This window comes from Streptomyces sp. NPDC000941 (assembly GCF_053599555.1).
Genome location: NZ_JBSFMM010000020.1, coordinates 1 through 16,067, shown reverse-complemented (window position 1 = coordinate 16,067; position 16,067 = coordinate 1). Strand labels below are relative to the sequence as shown.

Genomic DNA, 16,067 nt, shown 5'->3' with positions numbered 1-16,067 from the left:
TTGCCCTCCGTGGCCCACTTACGGAAGTCGTCTCAATGATCGTCCATTTGCGCGCTCCCTAGTGATCTCAGTGTGTTACGACCGCATATCTCGGGCAGCGGGGATTCCGTCACGTTGCCGATGCGAGTAGAGGGAAGGGAGCGGCTGGCCCGGTGTCGAGATTGCTCGGCCCGGTGTTGAGCTTACGACTGGCTCCGCCGCAGCTGCTGCCGCGCGACGGCCGGGCAAGGGGACCAGCGGTGCGCTCGGCCGGGGTGCGGGAGCGCGACGAACGGGCCGGCGATCGCTGGACGGCATGGTCCGGACGCCGCGTGCGGGCATCGTCTCGCGCCTTCGGCGCACAGCGGCCAGCAGCGGGAACGGGGAGGGGCGCCGGGGGCATCGTCGCCGTCTTGCCCAAGGGGGCGTCACCGGCTCGCGGGCGGGGGACGGCGGATGGTCGCCCGAAGCGGTGGACGCCGGTCCGGTTCGGGCCCTCCGCCCACCCCCTCTCAAAAAAGTACTTGCTCTACATCAAGTACTGCATCAAACGCTTTTCTTAGAGCAGGTGGAGGGAGAGCCGACCCCGTCCCCCGGTGCCCGCCCATCCGTCGCGCTCCCGCGCCCCGGTCCAGCGCACCGCCGGGCTTACAGGTCGGCCACCGCGCGGCAGCAGCTGCGGCGGAGCGCGGCGGAGCCTCTTTGAGCTCAGCCAGTCGCACACCACGGGCGCCCGGATGGGCGAGGAGCACGCTTTGGTGGCTGGTTGGTGGCTGTGGGTGTCAGGTGGCGGGGAACTCCCCGCCCTTGACGGCGGCGACGAACGACGACCAGGCGCGCGACTCGAAGGTGAGCGCCGGGCCGTGCGGGTCCTTGCTGTCGCGGACGGGGACCTCGCCGCGCGAGGCGGCGAGGTTGGCGGCGACCTCTATGCACTGGCCGCCGTTGCCGCTGTATGAGGACTTGTACCAACGGGGGGATTCGGTCGTCACGGGTTGCCCTTTCGTAACTGCTCGATCATGGCCACGGATGCCGCTTGAGAGAGGGCTTCGGCCTGTAGCTGATGGTAGGCCGCCAGTATGGGCAGCGCGACGTTGCTTTCTCGCTCCAGGTGCCCCCGGTGGGCAGACTCGGCGTATGACATGAGCGAGCGATCCGGCATCGTCAGCACCGTAATGGGCAGGCTGAACGGCCGACGTGCCCCCATTCGGAACGGGGCGATCTGGAGCACGGTATTCGGACGCTCGGCGAACTCCAGCAGCCGGGCGAACTGAGCGTCCATGATCGCGCGATCACCCATCGGCCGGAGGACGCACCCCTCATCAAGCACCGCGAGGATCAAGGGTGCTGGGGTACGGGCAAGTGCCGCTTGCCGCTGCGTTACCAACGCGACGCGCTCACTGGCTTGTTCGGGGGTGATCGCTTCCCGACGTACGGCGTCCGCCTCCAGCGCCGCCGCATACTCCGGTGTCTGGAGCAGGCCAGGAATGACTCCGACCTCATAGAGCCTGATCTCTGCCGCGCGTGCCTCATGCGTCACGTACTCCGGGAACCCTTCCAGCAGCGCCGTATGCCGAAGGGCACGGCTCTGCCGTTGGAGCCTGTCTCCGGTGCCGAGCGCCCTGTCAGCACTCGCCGCGAAACGGACAGTTGGAGGTCGGCGACCAGTTTCAACAGCAGAGATATGCGTCGCGGAGCACCCCGTGCGCTCCGCCAGCTCGTCCTGAGTCCAGCCGCGCTCATCCCGCAAGGTACGCAGAAAGTGCCCAAACGCCGCGTTTCGTGACTCTTCAGGGTTCAGCTCTTTCCGGTTCACCAGCCACCGCCCAACTATCCGTGCAAATAGCGCAAGTTGATGCCATTCCAACTGTAGGTCACGCTGAATCCGCTTGGTAGTGGAATCGCTACGGAGAGGAGTTGTTGTGGCCTACGAGCAACGGCGCGAGAACCGACCGCGGGTGGAGTTGTCGGTGTGTGCGCCGCACGGGATGGTGATGCTCTGGTGACCGCCGACGACCGGAGCATGCCCGTCCCGTCCCCCGGGTGTGCTCTGTGCGCCACCCCCGGCGACTTCGGACCTCACAACCCCACCGAGCCGCATTCGGGCCTGTGCCCCGCGTGCGTCGCGGCCGGAAAGCCCACCCGCGACGGCCTTGAGCAGGCCGTCGTCATCGTGGCAGGGCAAAGCCTTGCCGCCGCCGAGGCGCTGAGCCTGGCCGACGCCGCGCCGGACGAACTGGCCTACCACCTCGGCGCGGTGAAGCGGAGCCTGCGCAGCCTGCTCCAGCTCCTCGCGCCGGTCAACGGCGGGGGAGGCCGATGATGGCCGACAGTCGGCCGGGGCGGCCGGAGCCGGAGCCGGAGCCGGAGCCGGAGCCGGAGCCGGACAAGCGGCCGAAGATGACGATGCGCGTCTACACCATGGCACGCGACGGGGTCGTCACCACCCGCCACGCGATCGTGGCCGTCCTTGCCGGGGAGAAGAGCGACGCCTATTCATTGGGGCAGGCATGGCCGCCGTGCCAGTGCCCCCGCCACCGCGACCACAACAACCCCGACCGCTTCAAGCGGTCCTGAAGACCGTCGCCCGCCCCCTGCCCCCACTCTCGTGGGCGGTTACGACCATGATGAGGAGCAAGCCGTACTGCCCGTGACCGTCCACCACCGCGACGGCCGCAGGGAATCCACCCGCCTCGTCATGAAGCCCGGGCAGGTCGAGCTGTACATGAACTGGCTGGACGAGAAGTCGATCACGCTCGTCGGCCTTCGCCAGGAGGACCTCGATCTCTGGCTGACCACCCACCCCACCCGGCATCGCGGACTCGCAGCCTTCATCCATTGGGCCGTCGCCCGGCACCTGACCGGCAAGGGCCCGCCCAAGCTCGCAGTCCTCATCGAGCAGCGGATCGCCAGCCCCAGCTGCCGCACGTCAGTGCTCCAACAGCCGCATGACGGCGAATCGGGCTTCCTCTTTCCCGGGCGCCCGCCGAACCGTCCGCGGAGTGCCGAGGCGGTCCACCACGCATTGAGGCAACACGGTCTGCCCGGCATCAGCGCCCGCAACACGGCGATGATCGAAGCAATCACCGACCTTCCGTCCATCGTGGTCAGCGACCTCTTCGGCATCCATCCCAGCACCACCTACGCCTGGTCCCAGTTCGCCCAGAACAGCTGGACGGACTACCTCGCAGCCGTCCAGGCCACCGAATAGCGCAGGGTTGGAGCCGGATGCCTGCGCCGGGACCGGTGCCGGACAACCGCCGGTAGCCTTCCGTCGCACGGGGCGCGCTCGGTTCCCGTTTCTGCCCGTCCCAAAGGAGGAATGGGGCGGGCAGGTGAAGCACAGTGCGGCAGGAGTGGTGGGAGATGGACACTGTCGACGCCGAAGCCGACTACGGCCGCTTCGCCGCCCTGGGCCGCGCCGCGCTGGCCGCAGGTCGGTTCGAGGAGGCCGGGCGGCTGTTGGGAGAAGCCGTGGTGCTGCGGCCGGACCGGTCGGCCGCCCACGTCGAGCTCGCCGACGCGTTCCGCGGCCTCGGCCGTACCGAGATGGCGCGTCGCGCCTACGCCCAGGCCCTGTCCATCGACCCGTCCTGTTCGGCCGCCGAGGCCGGTCTGCGGAGCATGCGGCCCGAGCAGCAGGGGCGGGAGAACTTTCAGGTCGGCCAGCACCTGGCCAGCCACCGGCACATCGGCCACTGGACTGTGCTGGACGTGCGGCGTGGCGGATTCGGCGTCGTGTACGTGGTCCGTGCCAGCGACACCGGCAAGCGCAAGGTGCTCAAGACCTACGACACCCGGCTGCTGTGGAGCGACGCGGACCGGGCACGGTTCGAGCGTGAGGCGCTGACCTGGGTACGGCTGCGCCCGCACCGGCACGTCGCCCCCGCCCACCACGTGGAGTGGATCGAGGGGCTGCCCTGTGTGGTCACCGAATACGCCGAGGGTGGCGACCTGGCCGGCGTGATGACGGACGGCGCGCTGCCGCCCGCGGAGGCGTTGCGGTTCGCGCGGCATCTGTGTGACGGGCTGCGCCACGCCAACAAGCAGCTGGGCCTGGTGCACCGGGACGTGAAGCCGGCGAACTGCCTGCTGACCGAGGATCGGACACTGCGGGTGACCGACTTCGGGCTGGCCCGTGCCTTCGACTCCGGCGACACCGATCTTCCCGGCCTGGGTGAGCTGCGGGCCGATGCACAGGCGTTGTACACGACGGTGGCCGGGACGCCGCGCTACATGGCACCCGAGCAGTTCGTCCCCGGAGCCGTGCTGGACACCCGCGCCGATGTGTACGCGTTCGGCGTGGTGCTCTTCCAGATGGTCACCGGCGTACTGCCGCCCGCCAACGGGCGGGCCAAGGCGTACATCGACCGCACCGTCGAGCGGCGTGTCCGCCGTACCCGGCTCTACCAACTGATCCGCGAGTGCACCGAGCCGGACCGGGAGGACCGGCCGTCGGACTTCGCGGCGGTGCGCGAGCTGCTGGACGGGGTGTATCGCGAGGTGCTGGAGCGCCCGGCACCGGCGCCCCCGAAGCCGCCGCGCCTGACTGCCGAGGACTGGGTGTCCAGGGCGCTGGGGCTGTACCACCTGCACCGCTACGACGAGGCGTTGGATGCGGTGGAACACGGCTTGGAGACGGCCGAGCAGGACGGCGACAGCGACGTCACCCGCAGCAAGCTGTGGCAGGTGCGCGGCATGGCCCTGAGCGGTTGGGACAGGCATGAAGAAGCGCTGGCAGCCCATGATCGCGCGGTCGAGCTGAACCCGGACGAGCCGAGCGCGTGGTTGGTCCGGGGAAACGTCCTCAACCACTTCTTGGAGCGGCGGGAGGAAGCTCTGGAGTGCTACGAGCGCGCTCTGACGCTCCGTTCCGACATCGCTCTCGTGTGGGGGCAGAAGGCCATCGCCCTGCGCGAGTTGGGGCGTCTCGGGGAAGCGGAGGACCCGATCGCCCGAGCCCTGGAGCTGGACCCGCGCAACCCGGTCCTCCTGCTGACCCGGGCCCTGCTGCGACGCCTGCAGAACCGCCATGCCGATGCGTTGGTGGACATCGACCGGGCCTTGACCGTCGCACCCCGCGGATTCTCAGGGCTCCTCCACAAAGGAGTCACGCTGCTGGACCTGTCTCGTCCGGCCGAAGCCCTCGACGTCCTGCGACGGGCGGCTGAGATCAAGCCGGAGGACAAGAACGTCTGGTGGAACATGATGCGCGCCGCCTACCGGCTCGAGCGGTACGAGCAGGCCCTGGAGTACTGGGAGAAGCAGCAGCGGATGGCCGGGGACACGGCCGGCCTGCTGGTGTTCAGGGGGTTGATCCACCGCAGCATGCACGGGTCCGACGGGGAGGAGCTGGCCTGCTACGAACGAGCGATCGGACTCGATCCGGAGAAGGCCTGGGCCTGGTTCAAGAAAGCCGAGACACTGCACGTACTGGACCGCTCGCAGGAGGCCCTGCCCTGCTACGACCGCGCCGTGGAACTCGTTCCCGGCTACGCCGTCGCCTGGACCGGGAAGTCCTGCGTACTGCGAGAGCTGGGCCGTCACGAGGAGGCACTCGCCTGGATCGACCAGGCCGTGGAAGCGGTGCCGGACGACCCCACACTGTGGGGGCAGAGGGGCGAAATCCTGGACAAGCTCGGTCGCACGGAGGAGTCCCTGCCCTGCTTCGAGCGATGGCGGGAGCTCGATCCCACGAACGTCGACGCGTGGGTGAGCACCGGCTGGGTCCTGGGCGAGCTGGGCCGCTCTGACGAGCAACTCACCTGTTACACCGAGGGGTTGGCGATCTGGCCGGACGACGGAAAGCTGTGGAACGGCAAGGCGGTGTCGCTGCGGGATCTGGACCGTCTCGAGGAGGCGGAGCAGGCGTACGCCCGCACTCTGGAGCTGCGGCCGGATGCCGAGAACTGCCTCTTCGGCCGGGCCCTGCTGCGGCGGCGGCAGAACCGGCAGGCCGAAGCGCTGGCGGACCTGGACCGAGCCCTCTCCGTCGAGCCCCGTTACGTCCCGGCCCTTCTGGAGAAGGGACGCGTGCTGCTGTGGCTGTGGCGTCCGGCAGAGGCCATGAAGGTACTGGAACGGGCGGCCGAGATCGACCCCGACGAACGGGACGTGTGCTGGAACATCCTGCGGGCCGCCGTCGAGCTCGGGCAGTACGAGCGGGCCATGGAGTGCTGCGAGGAGCTTCAGCGCACCGGTGAGGACTGGGCCGACCTGCTGGCCTTCAAGGGCTTGATCCACGGCAGGCTGCACGGGCACGACGAGGAGGAACTGGCCTGCTACGAGCGCGCCATCGAACTGGACCCGCAGGCGCCACTGCCCTGGGATAACAAGGGCGACGCTCTGCGTGAGTCCGGCCGTCCGGACGAGGCTCTGCCCTGCTACGAGCATGCCATCGCACTCGACCCCGAGGTGCCGTGGACCTGGACCAAGAAGTCCCTCGCGCTGAGCGCGCTGGACCGGCACGAGGACGCGCTCACCTGCGCCGAACGCGCCCTCGCCACGGAGCCCGATGGCGTCTGGGCAGGCTGGGCCTGGGGCCAGAAGGGGACTGCTCTGAAGGCACTCGGACGGCTGGAGGAGGCGTTGGCCTGCTACGACCAGAGCCTGAAGTTCCTGCCGGACACTTCCTGGCTGCTGAACGGCAGACGAGCTGTGCTCGAACGCCTCAGCCGGACCGACTAGGCGGCCGCGCGATGCAGCGCGGCCGCCGTCACCGATGAGAGAAACCCGGTCAGGAAGCCGAGGGTGTCCAGTCCCCCAGCCAGTCCGCAACCTCCTGGTTCGCGGTCTGGGCAGCCTGTCGCTCAGCAGGCCGCAGGCAGATGCTCGGCAGAGGTGGCGGATGCCGGAACGTCCTCCCTGTGCCTGCAGTCGCGGCAGCGGGTGGGCTCCGCCGCGCGGAGGGGGCGTTCGCAGCCGTCGCAGGTCTGCCAGGGCAGGGGTACGGCCGGGGGTGGTGTGCGGGGCGTGGGCGCGGCGGAGTCGGGGGCGGGGAGGGGTGGTTCGCTGAGGCGGAAGGCCAGGATGCGGGCCGGGCGGGCGAGTAAGCGGTCCGGGAGGCGGGCGGTGAGCGCGCTGGTGATCTGCCTGGGCCCCACGCCTGCCGCGAGCCACTGCGTGACGGCGGGGGCGAGTTGGGCCACTTCGCGTCGGGACAGGATCAGCCGTGGGTCGGCGATGCGCAGTGAGGCGAGGAGGGCGACAGCCTGTTCATCGGCCTCGGCGAGGGTGGGTTGCGGCGTCGGCGTCGCTGCCAGTGGGCGTACGGGAGTTGGTGTGGGCACGGTGTCGGCCGTGGGCTGCGGTCTGGCCTTTCGGGGGCGCGGTGGCAGGGTGGGCAGGTCCCGTTGCGGTACGTCGCGGAAGTACGTGCGCGTACGGATCAGGCCGCCGGGGCCGCGCTCGCGGCGCCGTTCCAGATAACCGGCTGCTTCCAGTTCCCTGAGTGCTCGCGAAATCAGGATCTCGCCCTCGGTGAAGTGCTCGCACAGTGCGGCGATGCTCACGGGCGCTCCGTCGGGCAGCGAGAGGATGTAGGCCGCCACGCCGATCGTGACCGCGCTTCCGCGCCGCTGTGCAAGGGCGTTGGCGATCACGGTGAAGTCGCGAGTGAGACGGGTACGGACGTGGATCACGCCGGAGGTCGATGCTCCGGCGTCGGGGCGCGCATGCGCGTTAGACTGCGGCTCAGCCATCGGGAAGGGTCGATCTTCCTGTGTGGTCAGGCCCTCGTTCGGGATTGCCGTCCCTGCGGGGGCCGTCGTCTGTCTGGGGTTGTTGCGGCGAACGTAACCGCCTGCATCCCACACCCGCAAGCCGGTCACTCGTACGGGTGACGTGGAGGAAGGGTGGGTGGGTGGGGAGTTCTTTACCCACGTTCTTTAGGGGAGTTCGTGGCTCGCCGGACCCCCGCGCACGAGGACCCGGCGGGACTTTGACGACAGGGCCTACGCGGGCAGGCCAAGACCGCGGATCAGCTGGGCCAGCTCCGCGCGGTAGATCTTGTCGGGGCGCGGGGTCTGGACCCGCATATGGCCGTAGATCTCCAGTGAGACCAGGCCGTGCAGATGGCCCCAGATGCGCAGCGCGATGGCCACGGCGGCGGGCGGCAGACCGGGGAACTCCTCGCGCACCTCGGCCGCGAGCTTGGGGTCGAAGTCCGACCACTCGAACTCGGCTTCCGGGTAGAGCTCCTTGGCATGCGGCCAGGCCCCCGCGGCCAGGCCGGTGAGCCCGGCGCAGACGCGGTGTTCGGCCTCGGGCGCGGCGCTGGTCTCGGGCGCCTGGTAGCCGGGTACGGGGTCGCCGTAGATCAGCCGGAAGCCCTCGGAGTTGGTGAGCGCCCAGTCGCGGAAGGCGTTCGCCCAGGCCGCGATGCGGCCGGCCGGGTCGTCGGCGGGGCAGGCGTCCCGGGCGGCGTCCACGGCGTCGGCGAGCGAGCTGTACACATCGCTGATCAGCGTGGTGACCAGGTCGTCCCGGGTGGCGAAGTAGCCGTAGATGGCGTTGGCCGTCATGCCCATCTCGCGGGCGATGGCGCGCAGGGTGATCGCGTCCGGCCCGCCCGAGGACATCAGCCCGAGCGCGACCTTCTTGATCTCGGCCGTCGTCTCGGCCCGCAGCCTCTCCCGGCGTCCCGTCGTCGTGCCCACGGGAGCACTCTACAGCGTCACAGTCCTTGGTTGCCGTATTAAAACTTCACGCCGTATAGTCACCGCACGCCGTACAGGCACGTCGTATAGGCACGCCGTACAGGCTCACCTTCCGCCATTGGAGATCTGCTTTCATGCGCATAGGAATCATTGGCGCCACCGGCAACATCGGACAGCGCGTCGTCACCGAAGCCCTCGGCCGGGGCCATGACGTCATCGCGTTCACCCGCGACGCCTCCCGTATCGAGGAGGACCGCGAAAACGTGGTGTGGAAGAGCGTCGACGTCCTCGACCCCGACGGCGTGGCGGCCGTCCTGCCCGGCCTCGACGTCCTGATCAGCGGCTTCCAGCCGGGCAACGCCGCCCAGGACATGGCGGACACCGTGCGGCGCTCGATCGCCGATCCGACCGTCTACGCCACGGCCGCCAAGGTGCTGCTGAAGGCCCTGGAGAGCCACCCCAGGACCCGGCTGATCGTGATCGGCGGCGCGGGAAGCCTGGAGATCAGGCCGGGGGTCACGCGCGCCGACTCCGACGACGAGCTGTACGCGGCGCTGGACTCGCTCGGCCTGCCGAGGGAGTACGCCGCCGCGGTCCGCGGCCACCGGGACGCGCTGAACGTGCTGCGCACCTCGAACCGGCTGTGGACCTACTTCAGCCCGGCCGAGGACATCGCCCCCGGCGAGCGCACCGGCCGCTTCCGGCTCGGCGGCGACCAGCCGGTCCTGGACGCCGAGGGGCGCAGCCGTATCTCCATCGAGGACGCCGCCGTCGCGCTGGTCGACGAGGCCGAGCTGCCCCGGTTCGTCCAGCGGCGGTTCACCATCGGCTACTGACCGCAGGTCAGCCAGGAGCAGGCCAGAGGGTCACACCAGGCGGCGGGCCGTCGCCCAGCGGGTCAGCTCGTGGCGGTTGGAGAGCTGGAGCTTGCGCAGCACCGCCGAGACATGGCTCTCCACCGTCTTCACCGAGATGAACAGCTGCTTGGCGATCTCCTTGTACGCGTACCCGCGGGCGATCAGCCGCAGCACCTCGCGTTCGCGCTGGGTGAGGCGGTCGAGGTCCTCGTCCACCGGCGGGGCGTCCGTGGAGGCGAACGCGTCGAGGACGAAACCGGCGAGGCGGGGCGAGAAGACGGCGTCGCCCTCGGAGACCCGGAAGATCGCGTCGACCAGGTCGGTGCCGGTGATGGTCTTGGTGACATAGCCGCGGGCGCCGCCGCGGATCACCCCGATGACGTCCTCGGCGGCGTCCGAGACCGACAGCGCCAGGAAGCGCACCGGCCGGTCGGCGGCGGCCATCAGGGCCGCGCTGCGGCGCAGCACCTCGACGCCTCCGCCGCCCGGGAGGTGGACGTCGAGGAGGACCACCTCCGGCCGGGTGGCGCCGATCACCGTGACGGCCTGGTCGACGTCCGCCGCCTCCCCGACCACCTCGACACCCGTACGGGCCGTCTCCCCGATCTCGGCCTGGACGCCGGTCCGGAACATCCGGTGGTCGTCGACGAGGACGACCCGGACCCGGCGCTGTGCCGACTCCTCCGCCGCCCCGCTCGCCGCCTGCCTCGTCCCGTCCGCCGGCCGGCCGGCCCCGCTCGCGTCGGTCATGTCGTCGTCGCCGCCCTCTCCATCTCCAGCTCCACTACCGTGCCTCCGTCCGGCGCGGACCTCAGCCGCGCCGTGCCGCCGTTGCGCCGCATTCTGCCGATGATGGACTCGCGTACGCCCATCCGGTCCTCCGGCACCGCGTCCAGGTCGAAGCCCGGCCCCCGGTCCCGTACGGAGATGAACACCGTGGCCCCCTCGACCTCGGCGAAGACCTGGACGGCCCCGCCGTCGCCACCGTACTTGGCGGCGTTGACCATCGCCTCGCGCGCGGCCTGCAGCTGCGCGGCCAGCTGCTCGTCCAGCGGGCAGTCGCCGACGACGACCACCTCGATCGGCACGCCGTGGTGGTCCTCGACCTCCGCGGCGGCCGCCTTGACCGCCTCCGCCAGCGTGTCCGGCTCCTCGGCCTCGTCCTTGCCCCTGCCCTCCGGCCGGTACAGCCAGGCGCGCAGCTCGCGCTCCTGGGCCCGGGCCAGCCGGGCGACCTCCCGGGGGTCCTCCGCGTTCCGCTGGATCAGGGTCAGGGTGTGCAGCACGGAGTCATGGACATGGGCGGCGACCTCGGCCCGCTCCTGGGCGCGGATGCGCATCAGGCGCTCCTCGGAGAGGTCCTGGGCCATCCGCACCAGGTAAGGCCCTGCCAGCAGCGCTATGCCCACCAGCACCGCGAGCGCGGCCTGCAGCACCGCGCCCAGATGCTTGGCCGAGCCCTGGAGTACGACGATGCCGGTGACCCCGGCGCCGACCAGCACCACCCCGGCGGCGCCCCGCGCGATCGGCAGCACCTGCTTGCGGCGGCTGAGCTCGACCCACTGGGCGCGCCGGGAGTTGTCGGCCTGGCGCCAGACCAGGGCCACGCCCGCGCCGATGAGCAGCAGCGGCCAGATGTAGGTGTTGGCTCGGCCGAGCTGGAAGTTCTCGACGAACACGCCCAGGCCGACCAGCAGCGCGAGCAGCGCGAAGACCTGCCCCTTGTCCGGTTTACGGGACAGGATGCGGCGCCCGCCCTCGGCGCCCCGGTCGGCCGCCGGACGGGGGGTCTCGACGCCGCCGAAGCCCAGCGGCACCACGAACCAGAACAGCGCGTACACCAGCGCGCCGAAGCCCTCGGCCATCAGCAGCGCGATGAACACGAACCGCACCCAGGACACCGGCAGCCCCAGATGCCCGGCCAGCCCGCGCGCCACGCCGCCGACCATCCGCCCCTCGGCGCTGCGGTACAGCTTGCGCGGGGGCGGCTCGGCGGCGGGGGGCGCGGCGGTCATGCACCGATCGTCACACGAACGGCTCCGCCCGGGTATCAGGGTCGCCCCTGATCGTTCCCCGACTGATCGTTTCGCGACCCAGGACTCGGTCTGGGACTCGACCTGGGACTCGACCTACGAGGAACCGTTCTCGAACTTGAAGCCGTCCCGGACGTTCCGGAAGACCGGCAGATAGTCGTCCCACTCGTCCGCGGGTGCGCTCAGGTAGAGCGCGTACGCCTTGTCGCCCTCCTTGCCGAAGCCGAGGTCGATGGCGCGGTACATGCGCTCCCGCCCCTGGAACTTGAACTCCCAGATCGCCCCGGGCAGGCCTCGGTACGTCGTCTTGTCCAAGCGCATCCGCTGGTAGACCGAATACTGCTGCTGGATCGAGGGCTCAAGCCCCTCGAAGTGCTTCACAGGGTCGGGGCCCGCCGAGTCGATGACGTTGACCATCAGCCTGGCCTTCTGGCTGGGGTCCAGGAACCTGACCTCCTGGGTGTTGTCCACCGTGCCCTGCGAGCTGGAGTCGGGCTGGCGTTTCCAGTCGTCCGGTACGGGGAGGGAGACGCCGAAGTCCGCCAGCTCCTCCCGGTGGTAGCCGTCGGGCAGCTCCGGGATCTTGTACGTCGCCGATGCCGAGGCCGTGGGCGAGGAAGTCCCGGAACCCGCCCCGTCGTCCTTGCCCCCGCCGAATTCGACGCCCGACAGATACAGCCCGGCCGCGACCCCGGCCACGGCCACCGCGGCCGCCGACGCGGTCCACAGCGCCGTACGCCCGCGGCGCCGGCCACCGCCCGGGGCGGGGGGCACCGGTGGCACGGGGGCGGGCGGGAAGCCGGCCCCGTGGACGTGCGCGGGCGGCGGTGTGGGCATCTGCGTGGACGGCGGTGTGGGGTGCAGCGTAGGCGGCGGTGTGGGGTGCTGCGTGGACGGCGGCGTGGGGGCGTGCGTGGCGGGGTGCCCGTACACGGGCGTGGACGGGTTCGCCGGGTGCCCGTACACCGGCGTGGACATCTCCGCCGGGTACCCGTACCCGGGCGTGGACGTCTCCGCGGGACCGAAGCCGACCGTGGGCATCATGGTGGTGGCCGCCGGGTCGGGCCTTGGCATCGATGTCGTCTCGGGCAGCCCGGCCGGGCCGCGCAGCGCGCGCTCGGTCTGCTCCGCCGACGGCCGGTCCTCGGGCTCCTTGGCCAGCAGCCCCTCGATCAGCCCGGTCAGCGGCCCCGACCGCACCGGCGGTTCGAGCGGGTCGACGGCGATCGCGTACCCGGTCTCGATCGGCGTGGCCTTGCGGAACGGCGGCCGTCCCTCGATGGCCTGATAGAGCGTCGCGCCCAGCGCCCACAGGTCCGAGGAGGGCCCCGGGGTCTTGCCCCTGATCCGCTCGGGCGCGATGTAGTCGATGGAGCCGACGACTTCGCCGGTCTTGGTGAGCGTGGAGGTGCCGGTGGCCATGGCGATGCCGAAGTCGGTGAGCACGACCCGGCCGTCGTCGCCGAGGAGGACGTTGCCGGGCTTGACGTCACGGTGCAGCACCCCGGCCGCGTGCGCGGCCCGCAGCGCGGCGACCATGCCGCGGCCGATCCTGGCCGCCTCGTCGGGGGCGATGGTCCGGCCGGACTTGAGCAGATCGCCCAGCGTGGTCGAGGGCACGTACTCCATGACGATGCACGGCATCCCCGAGTCCTCCACCACGTCATGGACGACCACGACATTGGGGTGCGCGATACGGGCGGCGCTGCGCGCCTCGCGGCGGGTGCGCTCGAAGAGGGTGGCGACCTCCTCCTCGGCGAGGTGCGGCGACATGTGCAGTTGCTTCAGCGCGACCTGGCGGTCCAGCAGTTCGTCCTGGGCACGCCAAACTGTGCCCATGCCTCCGCGGCCGATCTGCTCGACCAGCCGATACCTCCCCGCGATCAGCCGCCCTTCTTCTGACACTGTGTGCCCCTCCCGCTCCCCCTGCTGGCCATGTCCCCCCGCATATGTTCGATGCGGCAGCCACGATAGCCGCCGCGGCCTCGACGGAAGATCTCAGGGAAGGCCCAGGGTTGTCACGGATACAGCCGCGCCCGGCGGCTTGCCACCATGGTGAGCATGACCAACGCACCCACCGACGCCGGTCCGGAGCCCGGTCCGGCCTCCGGCCCCGGCCCCGGTCCCGGTCCGGCCGCCTCCGGCGATCCGCGGCCGCCGACGAGGGCGCCGCTGCGCCGCAGCCGCGATCAGAAGATGATCTCGGGCGTATGCGGGGGGCTCGGCCGGTTCTGCGATGTGGACCCGGTCATCTTCCGGGTGGTGCTGTCGGTGCTCGCCGTCACGGGCGGCCTCGGCCTGATCGTGTACGGCTTCTGCTGGCTGCTGGTCCCGCTCCAGGGCGAGGAGGAGAACGAGGGCCGCAAGCTGCTCTCGGGCCGGGTGGAGGGCCCGGCGCTGACCGCGGTGCTGTGCGCGCTGGTGGGCTGCGGTCTGTTCCTGTCCATGCTCAACAACGGCAGCGTGATCTTCTTCTCCATCATGCTGACCATCGCCGCGGCGGGCGCCGGCACCTGGTCCCGCCACCGCCACCAGGCGGAGAGCGGGGGCGTGGTGGACCCGGCGACGGCCCAGGCGGTGGCCGACGCGCCGCCCGAGACCAAGGCCCCGCCGCCGGCCTGGGGCAACCCGTCCTGGTGGCGGGACCCGATCGTCAAGGACGGTACGACGGGCCCGGTCGGCGCGGACACGGGCTATCTGTGGGGCCCCGACGACGGCTCGGACGGCGCCTCGTACGCCACCGGGGCCCCCTGGCGGGGGGCGGCGTTCCGCAGGCCCCGCAGGGCGCCCGGAGCGCCCGGAGCGCCCGGAGCGCCCGAGAGGACGTCGATCGGCGGCTGGACGTTTCTGCTCGCCCTGGCGGCGGCCGTGGCGGGCGCGAGCGCGACGTGGGGCTCCCGGCCGCTCGGCACCAGCCTGGAGATCGGGTTCGCGTGCGCGCTGGGCGTCTTCGGGCTCGGCATCGCGGTCAGCTCCCGGTACGGCCGCACCGGCGCGGGCACCATCGTGCTGGCGGTGGTGACCACCGCACTGCTGGCGGCCGCCGCCTGGCTCCCCAAGTCCGTCACCACCGACTGGTCGCGCCGCACCTGGGCGCCCACCTCCACGGCCGCCGTACACGGCTCGTACGCGCTGGGCGGGGGCGTCGGCGAACTCAAACTGGACCGCATGTCCCTGAAGAAGGGCCAGACCGTCACCACGCACGCCGAGGTCGGCGCCGGGAAGCTGGCCGTCACCGTGCCCAAGGACACGCGGCTCGAGCTGACCATCCATGTGGGGTTCGGCGACATCCGGCTGCCGGGCGAGAGGGGCGACGACATCGACATCAAGCCGGGCAGGGACCGGACCGTGACCGTGCCGCCTGCCGATGGGCGCGCCGCGAAGGGCACGCTGCGGCTGGACCTGGAGATCGGCCTGGGCAATGTGGAGGTGAGCTGGTCATGAAGCGCCACCGCTTCCAGCCCGGCAGGCTGACCGCCGGACTCGTCGTCCTCGGGACGGCCCTCGCGTACGGCCTGGACGCCGCCGGGGAGTGGGATCTGCCGCCCTTCGCGCCCCTGCCCGTCCTCCTGGGCGGGCTGTGCCTGGCGGGGCTCGTCTCGGCGCTCGCCTTCGGCGCCCGGCGCCGCCGCACCCGCCTCTCCGAGCACACCGCACCGCCGCTGCGCGATCTGCCCATGGACGAGCTGCGGCGCCGCTACGAGGCGCCGCCCGCGGGCCGCGGCAGCGGCGACGACCACAAGGACGTACAGGAGGACCGGGAGGGGGCTAGCTGAACAGCTGCGCGCCCTGGCGCCTGCGCCGCTTGGAGATGACCACGTCCAGCGACAGATACGGGGTGCCCGCCAGGACCAGCGGCAGCCACGCCATCAGATACGCCAAATCGTTTCCGTAGTAGTACGGGTCCGACTGCCAGCTGACCGTCAGCCACAGGCTCAGCGAGATCAGCGCGCCGCCGAACGCCGCCAGCCGCCCCAGCAGCCCCACGATGGTGCCGAGCCCGACCGCCAGTTCCCCGAAGGCCATGGCGTATCCGAAGCTGGTGGGGTCCTTGAGCGCCAGGTCGATCAGCCACGGCACCGCGGAGCTGTCGCGCACGTCCCGCATCAGCTGGCCCATCGAGCCGACGCCGCTGTCGGCCAGGAAGGCCGAGTCCGTCAGCTTGTCGATCCCCGCGTAGATGAACGTCACCCCGAGGAAGATCCGCAGCGGCAGCAGGGCGTACCGCGCGGCGGTGTCCCGCCAGCCGCCGGTGCCGCCGCTGCCGCCTATCCCGCTCACGCCGCCCATGCCGCCCACACTGCCCGAGCCGGCTCCGACCGTTCTGTCAGCATGCCTCATGACGCCCGCCTCTCCCGTTGCCTCGTCAACAAAACCTTACGGAGGAAACGGGGAGGCGACTCAGTCCAGAACGTCGATCGGATAGCGATTTGTCTCCGCCCCCGCCGCGGTGACGACCTGCACCTCCACCCGCCCCGGCTCCACATCCACCGGCACCGGCACGGTCAGCACGGTGTCGGTCGGGTTGCTGAAGCCCCCGG

15 protein-coding genes are annotated in these 16,067 nt (G+C 71.0%); 7 read left to right on the top strand and 8 right to left on the bottom strand.

The window, feature by feature from the left end; translation table 11 throughout:
* Positions 1-761 precede the first annotated feature (761 nt).
* Together ACWDSL_RS09635 and ACWDSL_RS09630 are read right to left on the bottom strand one after the other, a co-directional pair.
* Positions 762-971 carry a DUF397 domain-containing protein gene (locus ACWDSL_RS09635; protein WP_450483412.1) on the bottom strand — a complete coding sequence of 70 codons (210 nt, stop codon included), beginning with the start codon at positions 969-971 and terminating at the stop codon, positions 762-764.
* The gene (locus ACWDSL_RS09630; RefSeq protein ID WP_450483496.1) at positions 968-1,798 is read right to left on the bottom strand and encodes a helix-turn-helix domain-containing protein; all 831 of its coding nucleotides are present in this window, start codon (positions 1,796-1,798) and stop codon (positions 968-970) included. The genes ACWDSL_RS09635 and ACWDSL_RS09630 overlap by 4 nt, the downstream gene beginning before the upstream one ends.
* A 183-nt stretch (positions 1,799-1,981) precedes the next feature.
* Here ACWDSL_RS09630 and ACWDSL_RS09625 point away from each other — a divergent pair, with 183 nt between their 5' ends.
* From ACWDSL_RS09625 to ACWDSL_RS09610, 4 genes are all read left to right on the top strand, one after another.
* Positions 1,982-2,302 (top strand): hypothetical protein, encoded by a 321-nt coding sequence (locus tag ACWDSL_RS09625; protein ID WP_450483410.1) that lies wholly within the window; start codon positions 1,982-1,984, stop codon positions 2,300-2,302.
* Positions 2,299-2,556 (top strand): hypothetical protein, encoded by a 258-nt coding sequence (locus tag ACWDSL_RS09620; RefSeq protein WP_450483408.1) that lies wholly within the window; start codon positions 2,299-2,301, stop codon positions 2,554-2,556. Before ACWDSL_RS09625 ends, ACWDSL_RS09620 begins: the two co-directional genes overlap by 4 nt.
* A 31-nt stretch (positions 2,557-2,587) precedes the next feature.
* Positions 2,588-3,190 (top strand): hypothetical protein, encoded by a 603-nt coding sequence (locus ACWDSL_RS09615; RefSeq protein WP_450483406.1) that lies wholly within the window; start codon positions 2,588-2,590, stop codon positions 3,188-3,190.
* Between the two features lie 155 nt (positions 3,191-3,345).
* A complete protein-coding gene (locus ACWDSL_RS09610) occupies positions 3,346-6,666 on the top strand; it encodes a tetratricopeptide repeat protein (protein WP_450483404.1) in 3,321 nt (1,106 codons plus the stop codon).
* A 122-nt stretch (positions 6,667-6,788) separates the two neighbouring features.
* On the opposite strand, the gene ACWDSL_RS09605 is transcribed toward ACWDSL_RS09610, so the two are convergent.
* Together ACWDSL_RS09605 and ACWDSL_RS09600 are read right to left on the bottom strand one after the other, a co-directional pair.
* A complete protein-coding gene (locus ACWDSL_RS09605) occupies positions 6,789-7,679 on the bottom strand; it encodes a hypothetical protein (RefSeq protein ID WP_450483402.1) in 891 nt (296 codons plus the stop codon).
* Positions 7,680-7,931: 252 nt separating this feature from the next.
* Positions 7,932-8,636 (bottom strand): TetR/AcrR family transcriptional regulator, encoded by a 705-nt coding sequence (locus ACWDSL_RS09600; RefSeq protein WP_450483400.1) that lies wholly within the window; start codon positions 8,634-8,636, stop codon positions 7,932-7,934.
* A 134-nt stretch (positions 8,637-8,770) separates the two neighbouring features.
* Between ACWDSL_RS09600 and ACWDSL_RS09595 the strand changes: the two genes are divergently transcribed.
* A complete protein-coding gene (locus tag ACWDSL_RS09595) occupies positions 8,771-9,472 on the top strand; it encodes an NAD(P)-dependent oxidoreductase (RefSeq protein WP_450483398.1) in 702 nt (233 codons plus the stop codon).
* 30 nt (positions 9,473-9,502) lie between these two features.
* On the opposite strand, the gene ACWDSL_RS09590 is transcribed toward ACWDSL_RS09595, so the two are convergent.
* The 3 genes from ACWDSL_RS09590 to ACWDSL_RS09580 all read right to left on the bottom strand — a co-directional run bounded on the left by ACWDSL_RS09590 (position 9,503) and on the right by ACWDSL_RS09580 (position 13,431).
* Positions 9,503-10,243 carry a LuxR C-terminal-related transcriptional regulator gene (locus tag ACWDSL_RS09590; protein WP_450483396.1) on the bottom strand — a complete coding sequence of 247 codons (741 nt, stop codon included), beginning with the start codon at positions 10,241-10,243 and terminating at the stop codon, positions 9,503-9,505.
* Positions 10,240-11,508 (bottom strand): PspC domain-containing protein, encoded by a 1,269-nt coding sequence (locus ACWDSL_RS09585; protein ID WP_450483394.1) that lies wholly within the window; start codon positions 11,506-11,508, stop codon positions 10,240-10,242. The genes ACWDSL_RS09590 and ACWDSL_RS09585 overlap by 4 nt, the downstream gene beginning before the upstream one ends.
* 114 nt (positions 11,509-11,622) lie before the next feature.
* Complete coding sequence (locus tag ACWDSL_RS09580; protein WP_450483392.1) at positions 11,623-13,431, bottom strand: protein kinase domain-containing protein; 1,809 nt, start codon at positions 13,429-13,431, stop codon at positions 11,623-11,625.
* A gap of 156 nt (positions 13,432-13,587) precedes the next feature.
* Here ACWDSL_RS09580 and ACWDSL_RS09575 point away from each other — a divergent pair, with 156 nt between their 5' ends.
* On the top strand, positions 13,588-14,970 hold the full coding sequence (locus tag ACWDSL_RS09575) for a PspC domain-containing protein (protein WP_450483390.1): 1,383 nt from the start codon (positions 13,588-13,590) through the stop codon (positions 14,968-14,970).
* Complete coding sequence (locus ACWDSL_RS09570; RefSeq protein ID WP_450483388.1) at positions 14,967-15,302, top strand: hypothetical protein; 336 nt, start codon at positions 14,967-14,969, stop codon at positions 15,300-15,302. The genes ACWDSL_RS09575 and ACWDSL_RS09570 overlap by 4 nt, the downstream gene beginning before the upstream one ends.
* Here the strand turns inward: ACWDSL_RS09570 and ACWDSL_RS09565 are convergent.
* Positions 15,295-15,816: a DoxX family protein gene (locus tag ACWDSL_RS09565; protein WP_450483494.1), complete on the bottom strand. Its 522-nt coding sequence runs from the start codon at positions 15,814-15,816 to the stop codon at positions 15,295-15,297. The genes ACWDSL_RS09570 and ACWDSL_RS09565 overlap by 8 nt on opposite strands.
* Between the last annotated feature and the right edge of the window lie 251 nt (positions 15,817-16,067).